Source organism: Paraburkholderia sp. GAS206C (genome assembly GCF_050435645.1).
GTDB lineage: Bacteria > Pseudomonadota > Gammaproteobacteria > Burkholderiales > Burkholderiaceae > Paraburkholderia > Paraburkholderia phenazinium_B.
This window is the reverse complement of sequence record NZ_JBNDKR010000002.1, coordinates 821,422-838,507: the sequence shown is the minus strand read 5'-3', so window position 1 is coordinate 838,507 and position 17,086 is coordinate 821,422. Positions and strand designations below refer to the sequence as shown.

The following is a 17,086-nucleotide window of genomic DNA, read 5'->3' as shown; positions in this document are numbered from 1 at the left end:
GCACGTGAATTGCGTGCGAGCAGGGAATGCACGAGCGTGGCGAGTGGACGGCAAAGCAGGCCGCGGTTTCTCCGAAAACGCGGCAAGGACAGGTGCCCCCTTCGGATTCGCGAAGCGGATGGGGCGGCTGTCGCTGGCAGATGCGGCCGGCAGGTAGCGCAAAAGTTGGGGCAGGTGCGCGACTGCACGATTCACTGCGGCACGACGACGTGCGGGCATGCTCCGCATTGACGTGAAGGACTGAGCCATGATTAAGGTGGGTGAAAAGCTACCCGGCGCAACCGTCTTTGAGTTAATCGAAGAGGAGCGTGCGGGCTGCACGATCGGACCGAACAGCTTCGACGTGCGCGAGCAGACGGCGGGTAAGCGCGTGGTGATCTTTGGATTGCCGGGCGCGTTCACGCCGACCTGTTCGGCCAAGCATGTACCGGGTTATGTCGAGCATGCCGAGCAGTTGCGCGCTGCCGGCATCGATGAAATCTGGTGCGTGTCCGTCAACGACGCGTTCGTCATGGGCGCGTGGGGACGCGATCAGCACACCTCGGGCAAGGTGCGCATGATGGCGGACGGTAGTGCGGCTTTCACGCGGGCGCTCGGTCTGGAGCAGGACCTGTCGGCGCGCGGCATGGGGATTCGTTCCCAGCGCTACGCGATGGTGGTCGACGACGGCGTGGTCAAGACGCTGAACGTCGAGGCACCCGGCAAGTTCGAAGTCAGCGATGCGGGCAGTATCCTCGCCACGTTGAGCTAGTACGGGGGTGCCGAACGGCCTTTTCCCGGCGTTACGTTGTGTCGGGGCAACGGCCAGAAGGCATTCATGTGACAAGCCGTAACGCGGGCTGATGACCGGAAACGCCTCCGTTCCGGGACATCGGCCCGTCACGCTTTACCCTCTGGGTAATGTAGAGAAACAGATTGATACCTCCTCGGAAATCACGTTTCCCAGGGTAATGGAGTATACTTCGCGCTATGGAATAAAAAGTCCCGATTGGGATTTTCAATCGAACAGAAGATCACCATGTTGAAGCAGCGCACTATCAAATCGATTGTCAAGACTGTCGGCATCGGCGTTCACTCCGGCCGTAAGGTCGAATTGACGCTCCGCCCGGCCGCTCCTGACACCGGCATCGTGTTTACGCGTGTGGACTTGCCGACTCCCGTTGAGATTCCGGCGGCCACGACGTCGATCGGCGACACACGTCTGGCCTCTGTACTCCAGAAGGACGGCGTGCGCGTCTCGACCATCGAACATTTGATGTCGGCCTGCGCGGGCCTCGGTATCGACAATCTGTACGTTGACGTCACCGCCGAAGAAATTCCGATCATGGACGGCAGCGCCGCCACGTTCGTGTTTCTGATTCAGTCGGTGGGTGTCGAGGAGCAGAACGCCGCGAAGAAATTCATCAAGGTCACGAAGCCGGTCGAAATCATTGACGGCGACAAGTTTGCCCGTCTGGACCCGTTTTTCGGCTTCAAGCTCAAATTCACCATCGATTTTCGTCACCCGGCGGTCGACAAGACCGGCCAGGCGCTGGAAGTGGACTTTGCGCATACGTCGTACGTGCGTGACATCGCACGGGCCCGTACCTTCGGTTACGCGCATGAAGTGGAAATGCTGCGCGAACTGGGCCTTGCCCGCGGCGCCAGCATGGACAACGCCATCGCCCTGGACGAATACCGCATCCTCAACAACGACGGCTTGCGCTACGACGACGAGTTCGTGAAGCACAAGATGCTCGACGCGATTGGCGACCTATATGTGGTCGGCCATCCGTTGCTCGCCTCGTACACGGCGTACAAGTCGGGCCACGGCCTGAACAACGCGCTGCTGCGCGAACTGCTGAAGCACGAAGACGCGTACGAAATCGTCACGTTTGAAGATACGCAAAAGGCTCCGCGTGGCTTTGCGTTCGATACGCAGACGGCATTTGCCTGATTCCTTCCGCTAGCGACCCGCTGCGTGATGCAGTGCGGTCGGGTTTGGCTCTCTCAGGTAGAAAAAATAAGCGGCCCCTTGGGCCGCTTATTTTTTGCTCTCGCGATTCCGTAGATGCCGGGCCGCCATCCTCGCAAGCGCGGCCTGCAACGGCGATGGCGCGAGCGACTCGCTCAGCGCGTGCAAGGCATCGGCGCCTGCCGGGGTCATGCGCGCCTGTTTGACGGGCGGCGGCTCTTTTACCGCCTGCGGACGCACACGGATTCTCAGGGAATTGACCGACCAGCCGCGCTGCTGCAGGTCGGACAACAACCGCGGCTCAAGATGCCGCAAACGTGCCGCCAGCGCGTTATGCGCGGCAAAAAGTGCCAGTACGCCATCCTTGATAAAACCCGGTTCAACGCTCGAACCCAAATAATCCGGCAACAATTCGCGTAGATCCTTCTCGAGCGAGGCGATCTGCTCCACACCGGCGCGCAGGGCGGCAAACGCATCCGTGCGCTTGAGCACTTCGGAGACCGGTTGCGGGCGGCGCGTGTTGAACTGCCTGGGCGGCGGCCTTGAAAACGACGGGGAGCGGCTCATGTAGGATAGTAGGGCGTGGTCGCACACAATGTGCGCTCACGCCGGGATTGTACCGCGCGGGATGTGGCCCGGGCCGGGCTCATCGAGGCTCTGGCCGGAGCTCTACACGCTATCCCTACGTCGCGCCTGTGACACAGGCGCGCTCTGGGGCGCGTGCTAAAATGCCCGATTCGAATTCACTCTTGGACTAAGCCGCCGAGGCACTTCCGACCCCGGACCGGCATGCGATCAAACCGCATGCCGTGAACCAGCCGAAGCCGCGACGCAGACACCGATCCGATGACCACCGGTTTTCTACAAAAGATTTTTGGCAGCCGCAACCAGCGGCTAGTCAAGCAATATCAAAAGACCGTCGCGGCGATCAATGCGCTCGAACCGCAGATCGAGCAATTGACGGATGACGAACTGCGCGCCAAAACGGGTGAATTCCGCCAGCGCATCGCCAGCGGCGAGTCGCTCGACAAACTGCTGCCGGAGGCCTTCGCGGTGTGCCGGGAGGCGAGCAAGCGCGTCCTGAAAATGCGCCACTTCGACGTCCAGCTGATCGGCGGAATGGTGTTGCATTACGGCAAGATCGGCGAAATGCGCACCGGCGAAGGCAAGACGCTCGTCGCTACGCTGCCGGTCTACCTGAATGCGCTGACCGGGCGCGGCGTCCACGTCGTGACGGTGAACGATTACCTCGCGCAACGCGACGCCGAATGGATGGCGCGTCTGTATAACTTCCTCGGTCTGTCAGTCGGCATCAACCTGTCGCAGATGGACCATGGCATGAAGCAGCAGGCCTACGGCGCGGATATCACCTACGGCACGAACAATGAATTCGGCTTCGACTACCTGCGCGACAACATGGTCTACGAGACCGATGCGCGGGTGCAGCGGTCGTTGAATTTTGCGGTCGTCGACGAAGTGGACTCGATCCTGATCGACGAAGCGCGTACGCCGCTGATCATCTCCGGTCAGGCTGAAGACCACACCGAGCTGTACGTGCGCATGAATGCGCTGCCGCCGCTGCTCGAGCGTCAGATCGGCGAGGAAAAGGCGGATGGTACCGGCGTCGAAAAGCCGGGCGACTACACGCTGGACGAGAAAGGCCGTCAGGTGTTCCTGACCGAATCGGGCCACGAAAAGGCCGAGCGCCTGCTCTCCGAGTGGGGCCTGATCGGCGAAGGCGAAAGCCTCTACGCGCCGCAGAACATCACGCTGATGCACCACGTGTACGCCGCCTTGCGTGCGCACACGCTGTTCTACAAAGATCAGCATTACGTGGTGCAGAACGGCGAAGTCGTGATCGTCGACGAGTTCACCGGCCGTCTGATGTCGGGTCGCCGCTGGTCGGATGGCCTGCACCAGGCCGTCGAGGCGAAGGAACACGTCAAGATCCAGAGCGAAAACCAGACGCTCGCATCGATCACGTTCCAGAACTACTTCCGGATGTACGCGAAGTTGTCGGGCATGACCGGGACGGCGGACACGGAAGCGTACGAATTCAACGAGATCTACGGGCTGGAAACGGTCGTGATCCCGACGAACCGCCCGTCCCGGCGGGTCGACAAGCAGGATCAGATCTACAAGACGGCCAAGGAACGCTACGACGCCGTCATTCGCGACATCCGCGATTGCTACGAGCGTGGCCAGCCGGTGCTGGTCGGCACCACGTCGATCGAGAACTCCGAACTGCTGTCGCATCTGCTCAAGCAGACCGGTTTGCCGCACGAAGTGCTGAACGCCAAGCAGCACGCGCGGGAAGCCGAGATCGTCGCGGAAGCGGGCCGTCCGAAGCGCGTGACCATCGCCACCAACATGGCCGGCCGCGGTACCGACATCGTGCTGGGCGGCAACGCCGAGAAGCAGGCTGCATTTATCGAAGCCGACCCGGCTATCCCGTCGGACGAGAAGGAACGCCGTATCCAGAAGCTGCACGACGAGTGGCAGGCACTGCACGATCAGGTGAAGGCCGCGGGCGGTCTGCACATCATCGGCACCGAACGCCACGAGTCGCGCCGGATCGACAACCAGTTGCGCGGCCGTGCCGGCCGTCAGGGTGACCCGGGTTCGTCGCGCTTCTATCTGTCGCTGGAAGATCCGCTGCTGCGTATTTTCGCCGGCGACCGCGTGCGTGCCATCATGGATCGCCTGAAGATGCCGGAAGGCGAGGCGATCGAAGCGGGCATCGTCACGCGCTCGATCGAATCGGCGCAGCGCAAGGTCGAGGCACGCAACTTCGACATTCGTAAGCAGTTGCTCGAATACGATGACGTGTCGAACGATCAGCGCAAGGTGATCTACCAGCAGCGCAATGAATTGCTCGAGGCGAATGACATCACGGAAACCATCGGCGCCATGCGCCATGGCGTGATCACCGACATCGTCCATCAGTTCGTGCCGGCAGGCAGTATCGAAGAACAGTGGGACGTGCCCGAGCTCGAAGAAGTGCTGCGCAAAGAGTGGCAGCTCGATCTCGCCATTCAGGAAATGATCAACGAATCGTCCTCGATCAATGTGGACGAGATTCTCGAAGCCGTGATCGCCGCGGCGGACGAAGCGTACGAATCGAAGGTGACGCTGGTTGGCCGCGAGTCCTTCAGCAACTTCGAACGCTCCATCTTGCTGCAGACGCTGGATCGGAACTGGCGCGAACACCTCGCCGCGCTCGACCACCTGCGCCAGGGTATCCATCTGCGCGGTTATGCGCAGAAGAATCCGAAGCAGGAATACAAGCGCGAAGCGTTCGAATTGTTTGCTGCGATGCTGGACGATGTGAAGCTCAGCGTCACGCGCACGGTGATGAACGTGCAGATCGAATCGCGGGAACAACTGGAACAGGCTGCCGAGGATTTCGAAGAGCAGGGTAGCCACCTCGAGAATGTCGAGTTCCGACATGCCGAAGTTGTGGAAGCCGCCGCGCCTGTAGCGGCTGAAGTGGCGACCGCCGCCATGATCGGCGACGCGATGAGTCACAGCGGAGCGCGTGCAGCGGCCGAACCGTTTGCAGACAACGTGCCGAAGGTGGGCCGTAACGATCCGTGCCCCTGCGGCAGCGGCAAGAAGTACAAGCAGTGCCACGGCAAGATTGCTTGAGATTGACCCAGCGGCGCGCCTCGAGCGCGCCGCATCGTTTTACCCAGCGTTTTGCTGGCGACTCCGCGGTGGTGCGTCGCACGTCGTTCCACCCCATTGTGATTTCCGATGCCGGCTCCATGCCGGCATTTTCAACTTAGACAGGTCGCGACCATGGCTGTCAATTTCCCCTCGATCGATCCCGCTCAACTCCATCCCGTCGCCGGCGTCACGCTAGGCTGGGCTGAAGCGAACATTCGTAAGCCGAACCGCAAGGACGTGCTGGTCATTTCTGTTGAAGAAGGCGCGACGGTTGGCGGCGTGTTCACGTCGAACCGGTTTTGCGCGGCGCCTGTCACGGTGTGCCGCGAGCATCTGGACCACGTTCGCGCGGGCGGCAAGGCGATTCGGGCGCTGGTGATCAATACCGGTAACGCGAATGCAGGCACCGGCGAGCCGGGTCTCGCGCATGCTCGCGAGACTTGCGTCGAACTGGCGCGTCTGACCGGCGTCGCCCCCGAGCAGGTGCTGCCGTTCTCGACCGGCGTGATTCTCGAACCGCTGCCGGTGGATCGCCTGAAGGCCGGCCTGCCTGCTGCGCTGGAGAATCGCCGGGCCGCGCACTGGTACGAGGCGGCGCAGTCCATCATGACCACCGACACGCTGGCGAAAGCAGCCTCGCGCCAGGTGACGATCGACGGCCACACGGTGACGATGACCGGTATCAGCAAGGGCGCCGGCATGATCAAGCCGAATATGGCGACCATGCTGGGCTTCCTCGCGTTCGACGCAGCGGTTTCGCAGCCGGTGCTCGATGCGCTGGTCAAGCATGTCGCGGACCGCTCGTTCAACTGCATCACGATCGACGGCGATACGTCGACCAACGACTCGTTCATCCTGATCGCCTCGGGCAAGTCGAGCCTGCCGGCGGTCACGAGCACCGATTCGCCCGCTTACGCGGCACTGCGCGATGCGGTGACCGAGGTCGCGCAGACACTGGCTCAACTGATTGTGCGTGACGGCGAAGGTGCCACCAAGTTCATGACGGTGCAGGTCGAAGGCGGTGCGAACGTGGCCGAATGCCGCCAGATCGCGTATGCGATCGGCCATTCGCCGCTGGTCAAGACGGCGTTCTACGCGTCGGACCCGAACCTCGGCCGGATCCTCGCGGCAATCGGCTACGCGGGCGTGACGGATCTCGATGTCGGCAAGATCGATCTGTATCTGGACGACGTGCTGGTCGCCAAGGCAGGCGGCCGCAATCCGGAGTACCGTGAGGAAGACGGGCAGCGCGTGATGAAGAAGGCCGAGATCCTGATTCGCGTGGTACTCGGTCGCGGTGACGCGCATGCCACGATCTGGACGTGCGATCTGTCGCATGAATACGTGAGCATCAACGCCGACTATCGCTCGTAAGCCAGTATCCGATCAGCCTAAATTTTCGTCATGGATAAACTCGAACAGTTTTTGACTCGTGCCGAGGCTTTGCTCGGCCGCCTGGAAGCCGTGCTTCCGCCTGCTACGCCCGACGTCGACTGGTCGGCAGCGGTCGCCTTCCGCTGGCGCAAGCGCCAGGGGCGCGGCTACCTGCAGCCGGTGCCGGCCATCTCGGACATCACGCTCGACGATCTGCAGAACATCGACCGCCAGAAAGGGCTGATCGAGCAGAACACACGTCAGTTCGTGCGCAAGCAGCCCGCCAACAACGTGCTGCTGACAGGCGCGCGCGGCACCGGCAAGTCTTCGCTGATCAAGGCCTGCCTGAACGCTTTCGCAAAAGACGGGCTGCGCCTGATCGAAGTAGACAAGGACGACCTGCACGACCTGGGCGATATCGTCGACCTGATCTCGGAGCGCCCGGAGCGCTTCGTCGTGTTCTGCGACGACCTGTCGTTCGAGGATGGCGAGTCGGGCTACAAGGCACTGAAGGTGGCGCTCGACGGCTCGGTGGCGGCCCAGTCCGATAACGTGCTGATCTACGCCACGTCGAACCGGCGCCATCTGTTGCCCGAGTACATGAGTGACAACGAGACGTACAAGCACACGTCCGATGGCGAGATTCACCCGGGTGAAGTGGTCGAAGAAAAGATCTCTCTGTCGGAGCGCTTCGGCCTGTGGGTCAGCTTTTATCCGTTCAAGCAGGACGACTATTTGGCGATCGTCGGGCACTGGCTGCAGCATTTTGGCTGCGCTGCCGCTGAGATCGAATCGGCGCGCGGCGATGCACTGGTGTGGGCGCTCGAACGCGGTTCGCGCTCGGGACGCGTGGCGTGGCAGTTTGCGCGGGACTGGTCAGGCCGGAAGTCGCAGGCATGACGGACGCCACCAACACCACTCACGCGCCTGCTGCGAACCCAACTGGCCGCCCTGTCACCGAAGTCGCGGTCGGCGTGCTGGTGCAGCCCGATGGGCGCTATCTGCTTGCGCAACGGCCGGCGGGGAAGCCCTACGAAGGTTATTGGGAATTTCCGGGCGGCAAGCTGGAGCCGGGTGAATCAGTCGAAGCGGCGCTGGCCCGTGAACTGCACGAGGAACTGGGCATCGAGGTCAAGGCGAGCCATCGCTGGCATACGCTTGAGCACGACTATCCGCATGCCTATGTGCGGCTTTATTTCTGCAAGGTGACACAGTGGACAGGTGATCCGCATGGCCGCGAGGGGCAGGCATTTGTCTGGCAATCGCTGCCTGCGGAGGTTTCGCCGCTGCTGCCCGCGACCATTCCAGTGCTGGAGTGGCTTGCTGCGGAATAACGGCGTGGCGCGCAAGACGCTGGGAAATGCGCCGACGCAACCCAGCACTCAGTGCGGGTTGTAGTCGCCGCTCGGTTCGTCGTCTGAAGGCGCTTCTTCGTCAGTGCCGCCGATCTTGTATTTCTCGGCGGCCCACGCACCGAGGTCGATCTGCTTGCAACGGTCGGAGCAGAACGGGCGGAAGCGGTTTTCAGGCGTCCAGCGGACTTCCTTTGCGCAGGTTGGGCATTTAACGACAGTAATCATTCGGTCAGGCAATCAATCGCAAACGGGACAAGTTTCTAATATAGGGGCATTTTCGCTGTTTGAAAGGCGGCCCCACATGCACAGCCGTGACCATCAGGTTACAGGCTGCAGAGCGTCAGCTGGAACGGCACGTCGACATCAACGGCGCGCGGCCGCAGATCGCCATCTTGCACGGTGAAGCGTACCCACAGCATGTACTTGTTGGCACTTGCCTCGGGAATGACCCGCAGCTCCGGCTGAACCCGAACCTGCATCAACTGGTACGAGCGGCCAGACAACATCTGCTGGTAGCTGCCCTGCATCGCCATCACCTTCGACGCCTGACCCGATTCACGCGCCAGACGCAGAACGATGGTCGCTGCATCGCGCAACGGCAGAAGCGGAGTGACCCATTTGGCGATGTCCTGGCGGCGCTGATCCGGGTGAGTTTGCTGCCAGGCGTAGTAAGACGGCAGGTCAAATTTGCAGGTGCCGCCCGGGATGATTGCACGGCTGCGGATACTCGCGAGCCATTCATTGTCTGCAAGATGCTGGCCAGTCTTGCCCTGCATCTGGGACAGTCCTGACAGCGTCTGTTCGATCTCGCCCAGTACGGCCTCAAGGGCATTCTGCTCGATACCCGGATTGCCGCGGAACGGTGCAAGCGTTTGCCGTTGCCGCTCGAGTTCCTTCATCAGATCCGACTTCAGATCCGCGCGACCCGCGACCTCAGAGATTTCGAACAATGTCGTCAGCGCGACATGATGTTCCCTGGCGTCTTCCTGAGTCAGAAAGAACGTGAAGCGCTCGAACAGGTCTTCGAGGCGCAATAGCGTCCGGATTCGCTCGTTGAAGGGATACTCGTAAAGGATCAAGCGGGCTCGCCTCGGGCGTGGTCGGTGACGGGAATGCAGAACATTCTAATGCCGTGAGACTACCCTAGCAATCACACACTTTTTTGGTGCGCTTTTGCATGTTTCTCTCCGTGTTTTGCGATTGTTTGAATGCGCCCTCTGTTCTTTATTGCGACAGGACTGAACTGTCGCGAGGGGCCATCTCCCGTGCCGTTGATCTGGCTCACGCGCCGGCGAGCGACAGGTACAAAGCGTGCTGCGCCTCGACCTGCCTGGTGAGTTCATCTATCGAGGTGTTGTTGTCGTTCACGATGACGTCGTCGGCCGCGGCGAGACGCGCCTCGCGGGTTGCCTGACGGGCGATGATGGCAAGCACCTGTTCGCGGCCGAAGGCGTTGCGGCGCATCACACGCGAGACCTGAGTTTCGACGCTGCAGTCCACGGTCAATATGCGGTCCACACGTGTTTTCCAGGCGCCCGATTCGACCAGCAGCGGCACCACCAGCATGACGTAGGGTCCGCTGGCCGCGTTTCTCGCACGCTCGGTTTCGGCGCGGATCAACGGGTGCGTGATGCCTTCAAGACGCCGACGCGCGTCCTCGTCGCTGAAGATCAGCGCGCGCATGCGTGCGCGATCCAGGGAACCGTCCGCTGCTACGAACGCGGCACCGAACTCGCTGGCGATCTGCGGCATCGCGACGCCGTTCGGCGCGGTGATCTGATGGGCAATCAGATCGGTATCGACGATTGCCACGCCGTTCGTCGCGAACAGGTCCGCGACAGTGGATTTGCCGCTGCCGATGCCGCCTGTCAGTCCCACAGCAAACATGCGTCAGCCTCCGAGTGCGAGATAGAGAGGGGAGCCGAGAAACAGGGTGATCGCGCCGCCGGCCGCGAGAAACGGACCGAACGGTAACGGTTCTTCGAAGCGCATCCGCCCGCGCCACGTAGCGGCAAGCCCCACGACTGCGCCGGTTACCGCGGCGATCAATACGATCTGCGGCAACGCGGCCCAACCGAGCCACGCGCCGAGCGCGGCGAGCAGCTTGAAGTCTCCGTAACCCATGCCTTCGATGCCGCGCACGAGCTTGAATACCCAGTGGACTACCCACAGTACGAGATAGCCCGCAATCGCGCCGGCGACCGCACTATGCAGGCTGGCGAACATGCCGTTGAAATTGACGATCAGGCCGGCCCAAAGCAGCGGCAGCGTCAGCGAGTCAGGCAGCAGATGTGTGTCGATGTCTATCGCGCTCGTGGCAAGCAACGCGGCGCACAAGCCGAACGCGGCGAGTGCCATCGTGGTAGGACCGAACACGCTCAGAGCTCCCGCCGCGCAGGCAGCGCTAGCGATCTCGATTAACGGATAGCGTATCGACACGTGGGCCTTGCACGCGGAACATCGCCCGCGCAACAACACGTAGCTCACCACCGGGATGTTTTCCCAAGGACGCAGTACGTGTCCGCAGTGCGGGCATGCGCTGCGCGGCAGCCACAGGTTGTAGCGCGCCGGCAGGCCATCGTCCACTGGCGGCTGGTCGGTCGTGCCGCTGACTTCGTCGTGCCACGCCCGCTCGAGCATGATGGGCAGGCGATGCGCTACCACGCTCAGAAAGCTGCCGATGACCAGCCCGAAAACGATAGCGAAGGTGAATTGCAGGCCAGCCGGCAAGATGCCAAAGCTGGCGCCGAAGCCGGCCGCAACGTGGCCATGAAGCGCGCTGAAGGAAGTGTCTGACACGGTTGCGTAGTTAGCCAGCATGGCAAAAGAGTGGGATTCGGCTGCGATGCTACACCACGTTGCCGAGTTGAATGATGGGAAGATACATCGCAATCACAAGGCCGCCGACCAGCGTCCCCAGCACGATGATCACCAGCGGTTCGCACAGGCTGGCAAGTGTGCCGATCTTTTCGTCGACCTGACGATCGCTGAGTGACGCCACGTCGATCAGCATCGCGTCCAATGCACCGGACTCCTCTGCGACCGCAACCGGCTGAACCACTTCGGGCGGAAAGCAATGTACCGCGCGCATCGCCGCGGCCAGGCGTTCGCCGCGCCGCAGGCGGGCGGCGATGTCGACGGTGGCGCGATCGAACCACGCGTTGCCGGTGGCGTGCGTCAGCGAGTCGAACGCGTCGGCGAGCGGCGTGCCGGCGGACAGCAGGGTGCCGAGTGCGCGGCTCCAGCGGGCGGCACATAACGTGGCCAGCAGTGGGCCAGCTATGGGCAATCTTAGCGACAGTCGGCCAAGCGTCATCCGCGCTGCTTCCGAACGACGCAGCAGGTAGGACAGGGCGGCACCGGCCGTTACTGCGCATGCTAGCGCGGGCGCGCTCCACCGTGCTGCGCCGGCGGATAGCGCTATCACTATCTGCGTCGGCACCGGCAAGCGTGCGCCAAAGCCGTCGAAGATCTGCTTGAAGGTTGGCACGACCCAGACCAGTAGTGCTGCCGTGATGGCGAGCGCCAGCAACAGGATCGCGACCGGATAGGTCAGCGCCGCCTTTACTTTGGCGCGTTGTGCGGCGCCGCGTTCGCGGTCCTCCGCGACGCGAGCCAGCACGGCAGGCAGCGCACCGGCCGCTTCACCGACCGCGACCAGCTGGCAATACAGCGCGTTGAATTGCACCGGATGCCGCGCCAGCGCCGCGGAGAAACTCAGGCCGCCGGTGATGTCGCGCGCCAAGGCACCGACGATCCGCGACATGCCGCGCTGACGGGGCGCAGGTGCTTGCGCCAGCAGATCGAGCGAAGCTGCGAGCGGCAATCCGGCGCGCAGCAGGCTTGCGAGCTGGCGCGTGAACCTCGTCACGTCAGCCGCGCGAGCTTTGGGACGCGGCGCCGGCCCAAGCGCCTTGATCTCGACGACGAACAGCTTGTCGCGCTTGAGCACGGCTCGGACGGCGTCCGTGTCTGGCGCAATCAGCGTGCCGCTATGCTGCGTGACGGTTGCGTCGACGCCGCGCCATGCAAAACGCACGTCGAGCATTTCGGTGTCGGAGGATGCACGATTCATCATCGTTATGCGACCTCGGTAGCGCTCAGGGCTTCGGCGAGACTGGTCGTACCGTCCCGCACGCGCGCTAGCGCGGCATCGCGCAGCGTGGTTACGTGCTCGGTGTGAGCAAGGCGGGCGAGCGCATGGGTGCCCGCGCTTGCAACGATCAGCTCGCGCATCGCGTCCGACACCGGCATGACCTGGTGAATGCCGATGCGCCCGCGGTAGCCGATACCGTGACATGCTTCGCAGCCCTTCGCTTCGTAAGGGCACCAGCCGTCGAGTTGGTCATCGGCGAAGCCGGCCGCATTCAAGGCCGTTGCCGATTGCGGCGCCGGCGCCCGGCACGCTACGCACAGTCGCTGCACGAGGCGTTGCGCTGTGACCATCCGTAGCGCCGCAGCGAGGTTGTACGGCTCGACGCCGATATCGATCAGGCGAGCGATGGCAGCGGGCGCGTCGTTGGTGTGCAGCGTGGAGAGCACGAGGTGGCCGGTCTGCGCGGCCTTGACGGCGACGTCCGCGGTCTCTTCATCGCGAATCTCGCCGACCATGATCACGTCAGGATCCTGGCGCAGGAAGGCGCGTAGCGCGACAGCGAACGTGAGGCCGGCCTTCTCGCGCACGCTGACCTGATTGATGCCGGCCAGCTGGATTTCAGCGGGGTCTTCGACGGAGCAGACATTGCGTGATTCGGCGTTCAGCATCTGCAGGAAGCAGTACAGCGAGAGTGTCTTGCCGCTGCCGGTTGGACCGGTCACGAGCACTAGTCCATGCGGTGCGCCGATGGCCGTTTCGAGCGCAACGCGCTGAGCGGGATCGAGCCCGAGCGAATCGAGCGAGAGCGCCGTGGGTAGTGCGTCTAGGCGGCGTAGCACCAGTTTTTCGCCGAATAGCGTGGGCAGAGAGTTCACCCGATAGTCTTCGAAGCGCCCCGGGCTCGTTGCAATGCGCAGGCGGCCGTCCTGCGGAATCCGTCGTTCGGCGATGTCCATGCGCGCCAGGACCTTCACGCGCGTGATGAACGCGTCGCGCAGATGCGCGGGTGGTTGCCCGATGGCATGCAGCACGCCATCGATTCGCAGACGCATCCGCCAACCCTGTTCGGCCGGTTCGATATGCAGGTCGGATGCATTGCGGCGCGTGGCTTCCCGCAGCGTCTCGTTCCGCAGACGGACGGCGGGGGTGTTGTCGGCATCGGCCAGCCCGGGTGCTGCGCTACGACTGGTAACGTCGTCGCGGATTGCCCCGGCAAACGGCCTGACCCCTGACGGTTGAGATGGCGCAGGCGGTGTGGATATGGCCGACCCAGCGATCGCCTCGGCTTCAGTCGCGAGGGCACGGTGCGATACGTTGCCCGCAGCAACATGATTCACCGCGTGATGCGTGGGGGCCGCCGGCGCGGAACGGTAAGAGGATGACATTGGAAACCGGCTGGAGCCGCCTGTAGAACACAACGACTCCATCATCCGTTACGCCGGTCGCGGCCGCTATTCAGCCGGATGGCCAGGCGTGCCTCACGCCTCTCCGGTCAAGCGTCGCGGCGCCTTGCTCTTCGCCCCCGAGCGTGAACCGGGCTTAAATACCTTGACGGTGCGAACCGCCTGATCGTCACTGCGCATCACCTCGAGTTTGATCTCGCCAATCTGCACGCACACATCGCCGTCGGGGATTTCCTCGAGTACTTCCAGAATCAACCCATTGAGCGTTTTTGGCCCGTCGGTCGGCAGCGTCAACTGTAGCCAACGGTTCAGCTCGCGCAACGGCATGCTGCCCGCGACGATGCACTCGCCTTCCTCGTTCCAGCCGCCGCGCGAGTTTGCGCCTCGCGGAATCGACGTGGTGAACTCGCCGATCAGCTCCTCGATGATGTCTTCCGGCGTGACCAGACCCTGCAGTTCGCCATATTCGTTGACGACCAGTGCCGTACGGTGACGGCTTTCCTGAAAATACTGCAACTGCTGGAACACCGGTGTGCCGCTCGGCACGAAATAGGGCTCGGCGAGCAGTTCGCGCAACGTCTCCCGCTCCAGTTCCTGGTTGTGTAGCGCTGATAGTGTCTTGCGTACATGCAGCACGCCGAGCACGCGGTCGATGTCGCCCTGATAGACGATCAACTTGTTGTGATAGCAGGTCTCGAGCTGATGCAGGATCTGCTCGAACGGCGCGTCGAAATCGAGCGCCTCGATCCGGCGACGCGGAATCATCACGTCGTCGACGGAGATGTTTTCCAGATCGAACAGGTTCAACAGGATGCTGCGGTGCTTGGTCGGCATGAAGCTGCCAGACTCGAGCACGATGGTCCGCAGTTCCTCAGTCGAAAGCCGCTGATCGTGCGCGCCTTTGGTATTGATACGCAGGATGCGCAGGATGGTGTTGGCGAACAGGTTGACGAACCAGACAATCGGCCTGGTCGCGCGCATCAGCGGTGCGATCAGCAGGCTCGCCGGCAGTGCGATCTTTTCCGGAAAAGTGGCGCCGACAATTTTCGGCGTGATCTCCGCGAACACGATGATCAGGAATGCGACGATGCCGGTTGCGATGGACAGCACCAGATTGTTGCGCCCGAACGTATGCAGCGCGACCGAGGTGGTGAGCACCGGGATGATCGTATTGAACAGATTGTTGCCGATCAGGATCACGCTCAGCAACTCGTCGGTGTGCGCGAGCAGCCCTTGCGTGGTTTTGGCGCCGAGTGCGCCCTGATTGGAGAGATGCTTCAGGCGGTGGCGGTTGAGTGCCATCATCGCCGTTTCGGAGATGGAAAAGAAACTGGAACAGATAAGCAGCAGGACGACGGCGCCTATCTGCGCCCATAAGGGTAGTTGTTCCACGTGTCGCGAACTGGTAGGGGGCCGGGATGGAAAGAATATAGCAGAGGGGACCGTGCGTGCCTTCCTGGCCAAAAGGCATAGGGACAACAAGGCTAGAAGCGCACGACGATTGCGCAAACGACAGGCGAAAAAAAACCGCACAACATTGCGCGGTTTTTTCAAAATCTGGTCGGGGTGAGAGGATTCGAACCTCCGGCCTCTACGTCCCGAACGTAGCGCTCTACCAGGCTAAGCTACACCCCGATTTGGACTGCTGGATACTGCCAACTCGATTCAGACTGGTTCGGCGTTTAAGTCCCGTTTAGGACTGTCTCGCCGTCGAGTAAGAGCATAATTGTAGCAGGCTCTCTTTAAAAATGGAATCTGGGAACGAAGAAATTGCTGCAGCCGCGGCCTGGGCTTCCTGTTTCGCGCATTCCAGCGTGTGATCCAGCGCGCCGGAGCGGGTGATCGCCTCGAAAATGGTATCGAAACGGTCCGTGCCGCCTTGCTCGATCGCCTCGCGCGCGAGCGCCGACTGCTCCGGCGTGCCGCGTTCGATCAGGTAGATGAGTGGCAGTGTGGGCTTGCCTTCGCGCAGGTCGTCCCCGGCATTCTTACCCATGGATTCGGCCGTGCCGGTGTAGTCGAGCCAGTCGTCCATGATCTGGAAGGCTGTGCCGATGCGCCGGCCAAATTCCGCGGCCGCGGCTTCGGTGGTCGCATCCGAACCTGCCAGCACCGCGCCGAGCTGGGCCGCCGCCTCGAACAGCTTGGCCGTTTTGTAGCGGATTACCTGCATGTAGCGCGCTTCGTCCACGTCGGCGTCATGCATGTTGAGCAATTGCAGGACCTCGCCTTCGGAGATGATGTTGGTCGCCTCCGAAAGAATCTCCATGACCCTCATTTTGCCGACCCCGACCATCATCTGGAACGAGCGCGAATACAGGAAATCGCCCACCAGCACGCTTGCCGCGTTGCCGAACAGGGCGTTCGCTGTCTGACGGCCGCGCCGCAGGTCGGATTCGTCAACCACGTCGTCGTGCAGCAGGGTGGCCGTATGGATGAATTCGACCACCGCGGCCAGTTCGTGCCGGTGCCCCGTCGTCTCACCCAGCGCGCCGGCCACCAGCAACAGCAGCGCGGGCCGCAGGCGTTTGCCGCCGGCGCTGATGATGTACTCGGAAATCTGGTTGATCAGCATCACCTCGGACGCCAGGCGGTGCCGGATGACGCGGTTCACCTGCTCCATGTCTTCGGCGATCGGAGCGAGCAGGCTGGCGGCGTTGGGAGAGGGGGTGGCAGTCGACGACATGATGGCTGAATTGGGTAGTGCCGCGAATTATAAGGCGAATCGCGACAGTTCCGGGCCGCAGCCTGCGGGATCGAAGCACGGCGCCCCGTCCGGCCGGGCTCTGCGAGGCCTTGCGGCGCCGGTCAATGAGTTTTGACCGCGCAGCTAACTCTATGTATAATCACGGGTTTCCGCGCGTGGTGCGTAGGAAAAATGAACACAGAGTGAGGTTCTCAATGTACGCGGTCATAAAAACCGGTGGCAAGCAGTATAAAGTTGCCGTCGGCGAAAAACTTAAAGTAGAACAGATACCGGCAGACATTGACGCTGAAATCACGCTCGACCAGGTTCTCGCAGTGGGCGAAGGCGAATCGATTAAGTTCGGTACGCCGCTGGTCAGTGGGGCTTCCGTCAAGGCTACCGTCGTGTCGCAAGGTCGTCACGCGAAAGTGACCATCTTCAAGATGCGTCGCCGGAAGCACTACCAGAAGCATGGCGGCCACCGCCAGAACTACACCGAACTGCGCATCGACGCGATCAACGCGTAAGCGCACCGGTTAAGGAGCTATC

16 protein-coding genes and 1 tRNA gene are annotated in these 17,086 nt (G+C 62.2%); 7 read left to right on the top strand and 10 right to left on the bottom strand.

All coding sequences use genetic code 11. The features are described 5' to 3' along the window. The first annotated feature begins 247 nt into the window (after window positions 1-247). Window positions 248-751 carry a peroxiredoxin gene (locus tag P3T20_RS08180; RefSeq protein WP_429286651.1) on the top strand — a complete coding sequence of 168 codons (504 nt, stop codon included), beginning with the start codon at window positions 248-250 and terminating at the stop codon, window positions 749-751. A 267-nt stretch (window positions 752-1,018) separates the two neighbouring features. After that, the gene (lpxC, locus tag P3T20_RS08175) at window positions 1,019-1,936 is read left to right on the top strand and encodes a UDP-3-O-acyl-N-acetylglucosamine deacetylase (RefSeq protein ID WP_074265844.1); all 918 of its coding nucleotides are present in this window, start codon (window positions 1,019-1,021) and stop codon (window positions 1,934-1,936) included. Window positions 1,937-2,023: 87 nt separating this feature from the next. Here the strand turns inward: lpxC and P3T20_RS08170 are convergent, their stop codons facing one another. Then, complete coding sequence (locus P3T20_RS08170; RefSeq protein WP_074262550.1) at window positions 2,024-2,521, bottom strand: DciA family protein; 498 nt, start codon at window positions 2,519-2,521, stop codon at window positions 2,024-2,026. A 279-nt stretch (window positions 2,522-2,800) separates the two neighbouring features. Between P3T20_RS08170 and secA the strand changes: the two genes are divergently transcribed. The 4 genes from secA to P3T20_RS08150 all read left to right on the top strand — a co-directional run bounded on the left by secA (window position 2,801) and on the right by P3T20_RS08150 (window position 8,331). Beyond that, entirely contained in the window at window positions 2,801-5,602 is a 2,802-nt protein-coding gene (secA, locus tag P3T20_RS08165) for a preprotein translocase subunit SecA (RefSeq protein ID WP_429286650.1), read from the top strand. A gap of 153 nt (window positions 5,603-5,755) precedes the next feature. After that, window positions 5,756-6,997, top strand: a complete 1,242-nt coding sequence (gene argJ, locus P3T20_RS08160; RefSeq protein WP_429286649.1) for a bifunctional glutamate N-acetyltransferase/amino-acid acetyltransferase ArgJ — start codon at window positions 5,756-5,758, stop codon at window positions 6,995-6,997. Window positions 6,998-7,027: 30 nt separating this feature from the next. Further along, complete coding sequence (locus P3T20_RS08155; RefSeq protein WP_074262547.1) at window positions 7,028-7,897, top strand: ATP-binding protein; 870 nt, start codon at window positions 7,028-7,030, stop codon at window positions 7,895-7,897. Then, window positions 7,894-8,331, top strand: coding sequence for an NUDIX domain-containing protein (locus P3T20_RS08150; protein ID WP_074262546.1), 438 nt, complete (start codon window positions 7,894-7,896; stop codon window positions 8,329-8,331). Before P3T20_RS08155 ends, P3T20_RS08150 begins: the two co-directional genes overlap by 4 nt. A 48-nt stretch (window positions 8,332-8,379) precedes the next feature. Here the strand turns inward: P3T20_RS08150 and yacG are convergent, their stop codons facing one another. The 9 genes from yacG to P3T20_RS08105 all read right to left on the bottom strand — a co-directional run bounded on the left by yacG (window position 8,380) and on the right by P3T20_RS08105 (window position 16,537). Continuing rightward, entirely contained in the window at window positions 8,380-8,577 is a 198-nt protein-coding gene (yacG, locus tag P3T20_RS08145; RefSeq protein WP_429286648.1) for a DNA gyrase inhibitor YacG, read from the bottom strand. A 98-nt stretch (window positions 8,578-8,675) separates the two neighbouring features. After that, complete coding sequence (gene zapD / locus P3T20_RS08140) at window positions 8,676-9,431, bottom strand: cell division protein ZapD (protein WP_074262544.1); 756 nt, start codon at window positions 9,429-9,431, stop codon at window positions 8,676-8,678. Between the two features lie 202 nt (window positions 9,432-9,633). After that, a complete protein-coding gene (gene coaE / locus P3T20_RS08135; RefSeq protein WP_429286647.1) occupies window positions 9,634-10,239 on the bottom strand; it encodes a dephospho-CoA kinase in 606 nt (201 codons plus the stop codon). A gap of 3 nt (window positions 10,240-10,242) precedes the next feature. Beyond that, complete coding sequence (locus P3T20_RS08130) at window positions 10,243-11,172, bottom strand: prepilin peptidase (RefSeq protein ID WP_429286646.1); 930 nt, start codon at window positions 11,170-11,172, stop codon at window positions 10,243-10,245. Between the two features lie 28 nt (window positions 11,173-11,200). Continuing rightward, a complete protein-coding gene (locus P3T20_RS08125; protein ID WP_429286682.1) occupies window positions 11,201-12,427 on the bottom strand; it encodes a type II secretion system F family protein in 1,227 nt (408 codons plus the stop codon). 5 nt (window positions 12,428-12,432) lie between these two features. Further along, window positions 12,433-13,653, bottom strand: a complete 1,221-nt coding sequence (locus P3T20_RS08120; RefSeq protein WP_429286681.1) for a GspE/PulE family protein — start codon at window positions 13,651-13,653, stop codon at window positions 12,433-12,435. Between the two features lie 273 nt (window positions 13,654-13,926). Beyond that, the gene (locus tag P3T20_RS08115; RefSeq protein WP_429286645.1) at window positions 13,927-15,243 is read right to left on the bottom strand and encodes an HlyC/CorC family transporter; all 1,317 of its coding nucleotides are present in this window, start codon (window positions 15,241-15,243) and stop codon (window positions 13,927-13,929) included. Between the two features lie 166 nt (window positions 15,244-15,409). Further along, window positions 15,410-15,486 (bottom strand) — tRNA-Pro (locus P3T20_RS08110). Between the two features lie 58 nt (window positions 15,487-15,544). Continuing rightward, window positions 15,545-16,537, bottom strand: a complete 993-nt coding sequence (locus P3T20_RS08105; protein WP_429286644.1) for a polyprenyl synthetase family protein — start codon at window positions 16,535-16,537, stop codon at window positions 15,545-15,547. A gap of 215 nt (window positions 16,538-16,752) precedes the next feature. Here P3T20_RS08105 and rplU point away from each other — a divergent pair, with 215 nt between their 5' ends. Beyond that, window positions 16,753-17,064, top strand: a complete 312-nt coding sequence (gene rplU / locus P3T20_RS08100; protein WP_007180329.1) for a 50S ribosomal protein L21 — start codon at window positions 16,753-16,755, stop codon at window positions 17,062-17,064. The last annotated feature ends 22 nt before the right edge of the window (window positions 17,065-17,086 follow it).

What these genes read in the sequence shown, in the direction of transcription:
- rplU (WP_007180329.1), top strand. Translation starts at nt 16,753, where the DNA reads ATGTACGCGGTCATAAAAACCGGTGGCAAGCAGTATAAAGTTGCCGTC.
- yacG (WP_429286648.1), bottom strand. Translation starts at nt 8,577, where the DNA reads ATGATTACTGTCGTTAAATGCCCAACCTGCGCAAAGGAAGTCCGCTGG.
- P3T20_RS08125 (WP_429286682.1), bottom strand. Translation starts at nt 12,427, where the DNA reads ATGAATCGTGCATCCTCCGACACCGAAATGCTCGACGTGCGTTTTGCA.
- P3T20_RS08170 (WP_074262550.1), bottom strand. Translation starts at nt 2,521, where the DNA reads ATGAGCCGCTCCCCGTCGTTTTCAAGGCCGCCGCCCAGGCAGTTCAAC.
- argJ (WP_429286649.1), top strand. Translation starts at nt 5,756, where the DNA reads ATGGCTGTCAATTTCCCCTCGATCGATCCCGCTCAACTCCATCCCGTC.
- P3T20_RS08150 (WP_074262546.1), top strand. Translation starts at nt 7,894, where the DNA reads ATGACGGACGCCACCAACACCACTCACGCGCCTGCTGCGAACCCAACT.
- coaE (WP_429286647.1), bottom strand. Translation starts at nt 10,239, where the DNA reads ATGTTTGCTGTGGGACTGACAGGCGGCATCGGCAGCGGCAAATCCACT.
- secA (WP_429286650.1), top strand. Translation starts at nt 2,801, where the DNA reads ATGACCACCGGTTTTCTACAAAAGATTTTTGGCAGCCGCAACCAGCGG.
- P3T20_RS08105 (WP_429286644.1), bottom strand. Translation starts at nt 16,537, where the DNA reads ATGTCGTCGACTGCCACCCCCTCTCCCAACGCCGCCAGCCTGCTCGCT.
- P3T20_RS08155 (WP_074262547.1), top strand. Translation starts at nt 7,028, where the DNA reads ATGGATAAACTCGAACAGTTTTTGACTCGTGCCGAGGCTTTGCTCGGC.
- lpxC (WP_074265844.1), top strand. Translation starts at nt 1,019, where the DNA reads ATGTTGAAGCAGCGCACTATCAAATCGATTGTCAAGACTGTCGGCATC.
- P3T20_RS08180 (WP_429286651.1), top strand. Translation starts at nt 248, where the DNA reads ATGATTAAGGTGGGTGAAAAGCTACCCGGCGCAACCGTCTTTGAGTTA.
- P3T20_RS08130 (WP_429286646.1), bottom strand. Translation starts at nt 11,172, where the DNA reads ATGCTGGCTAACTACGCAACCGTGTCAGACACTTCCTTCAGCGCGCTT.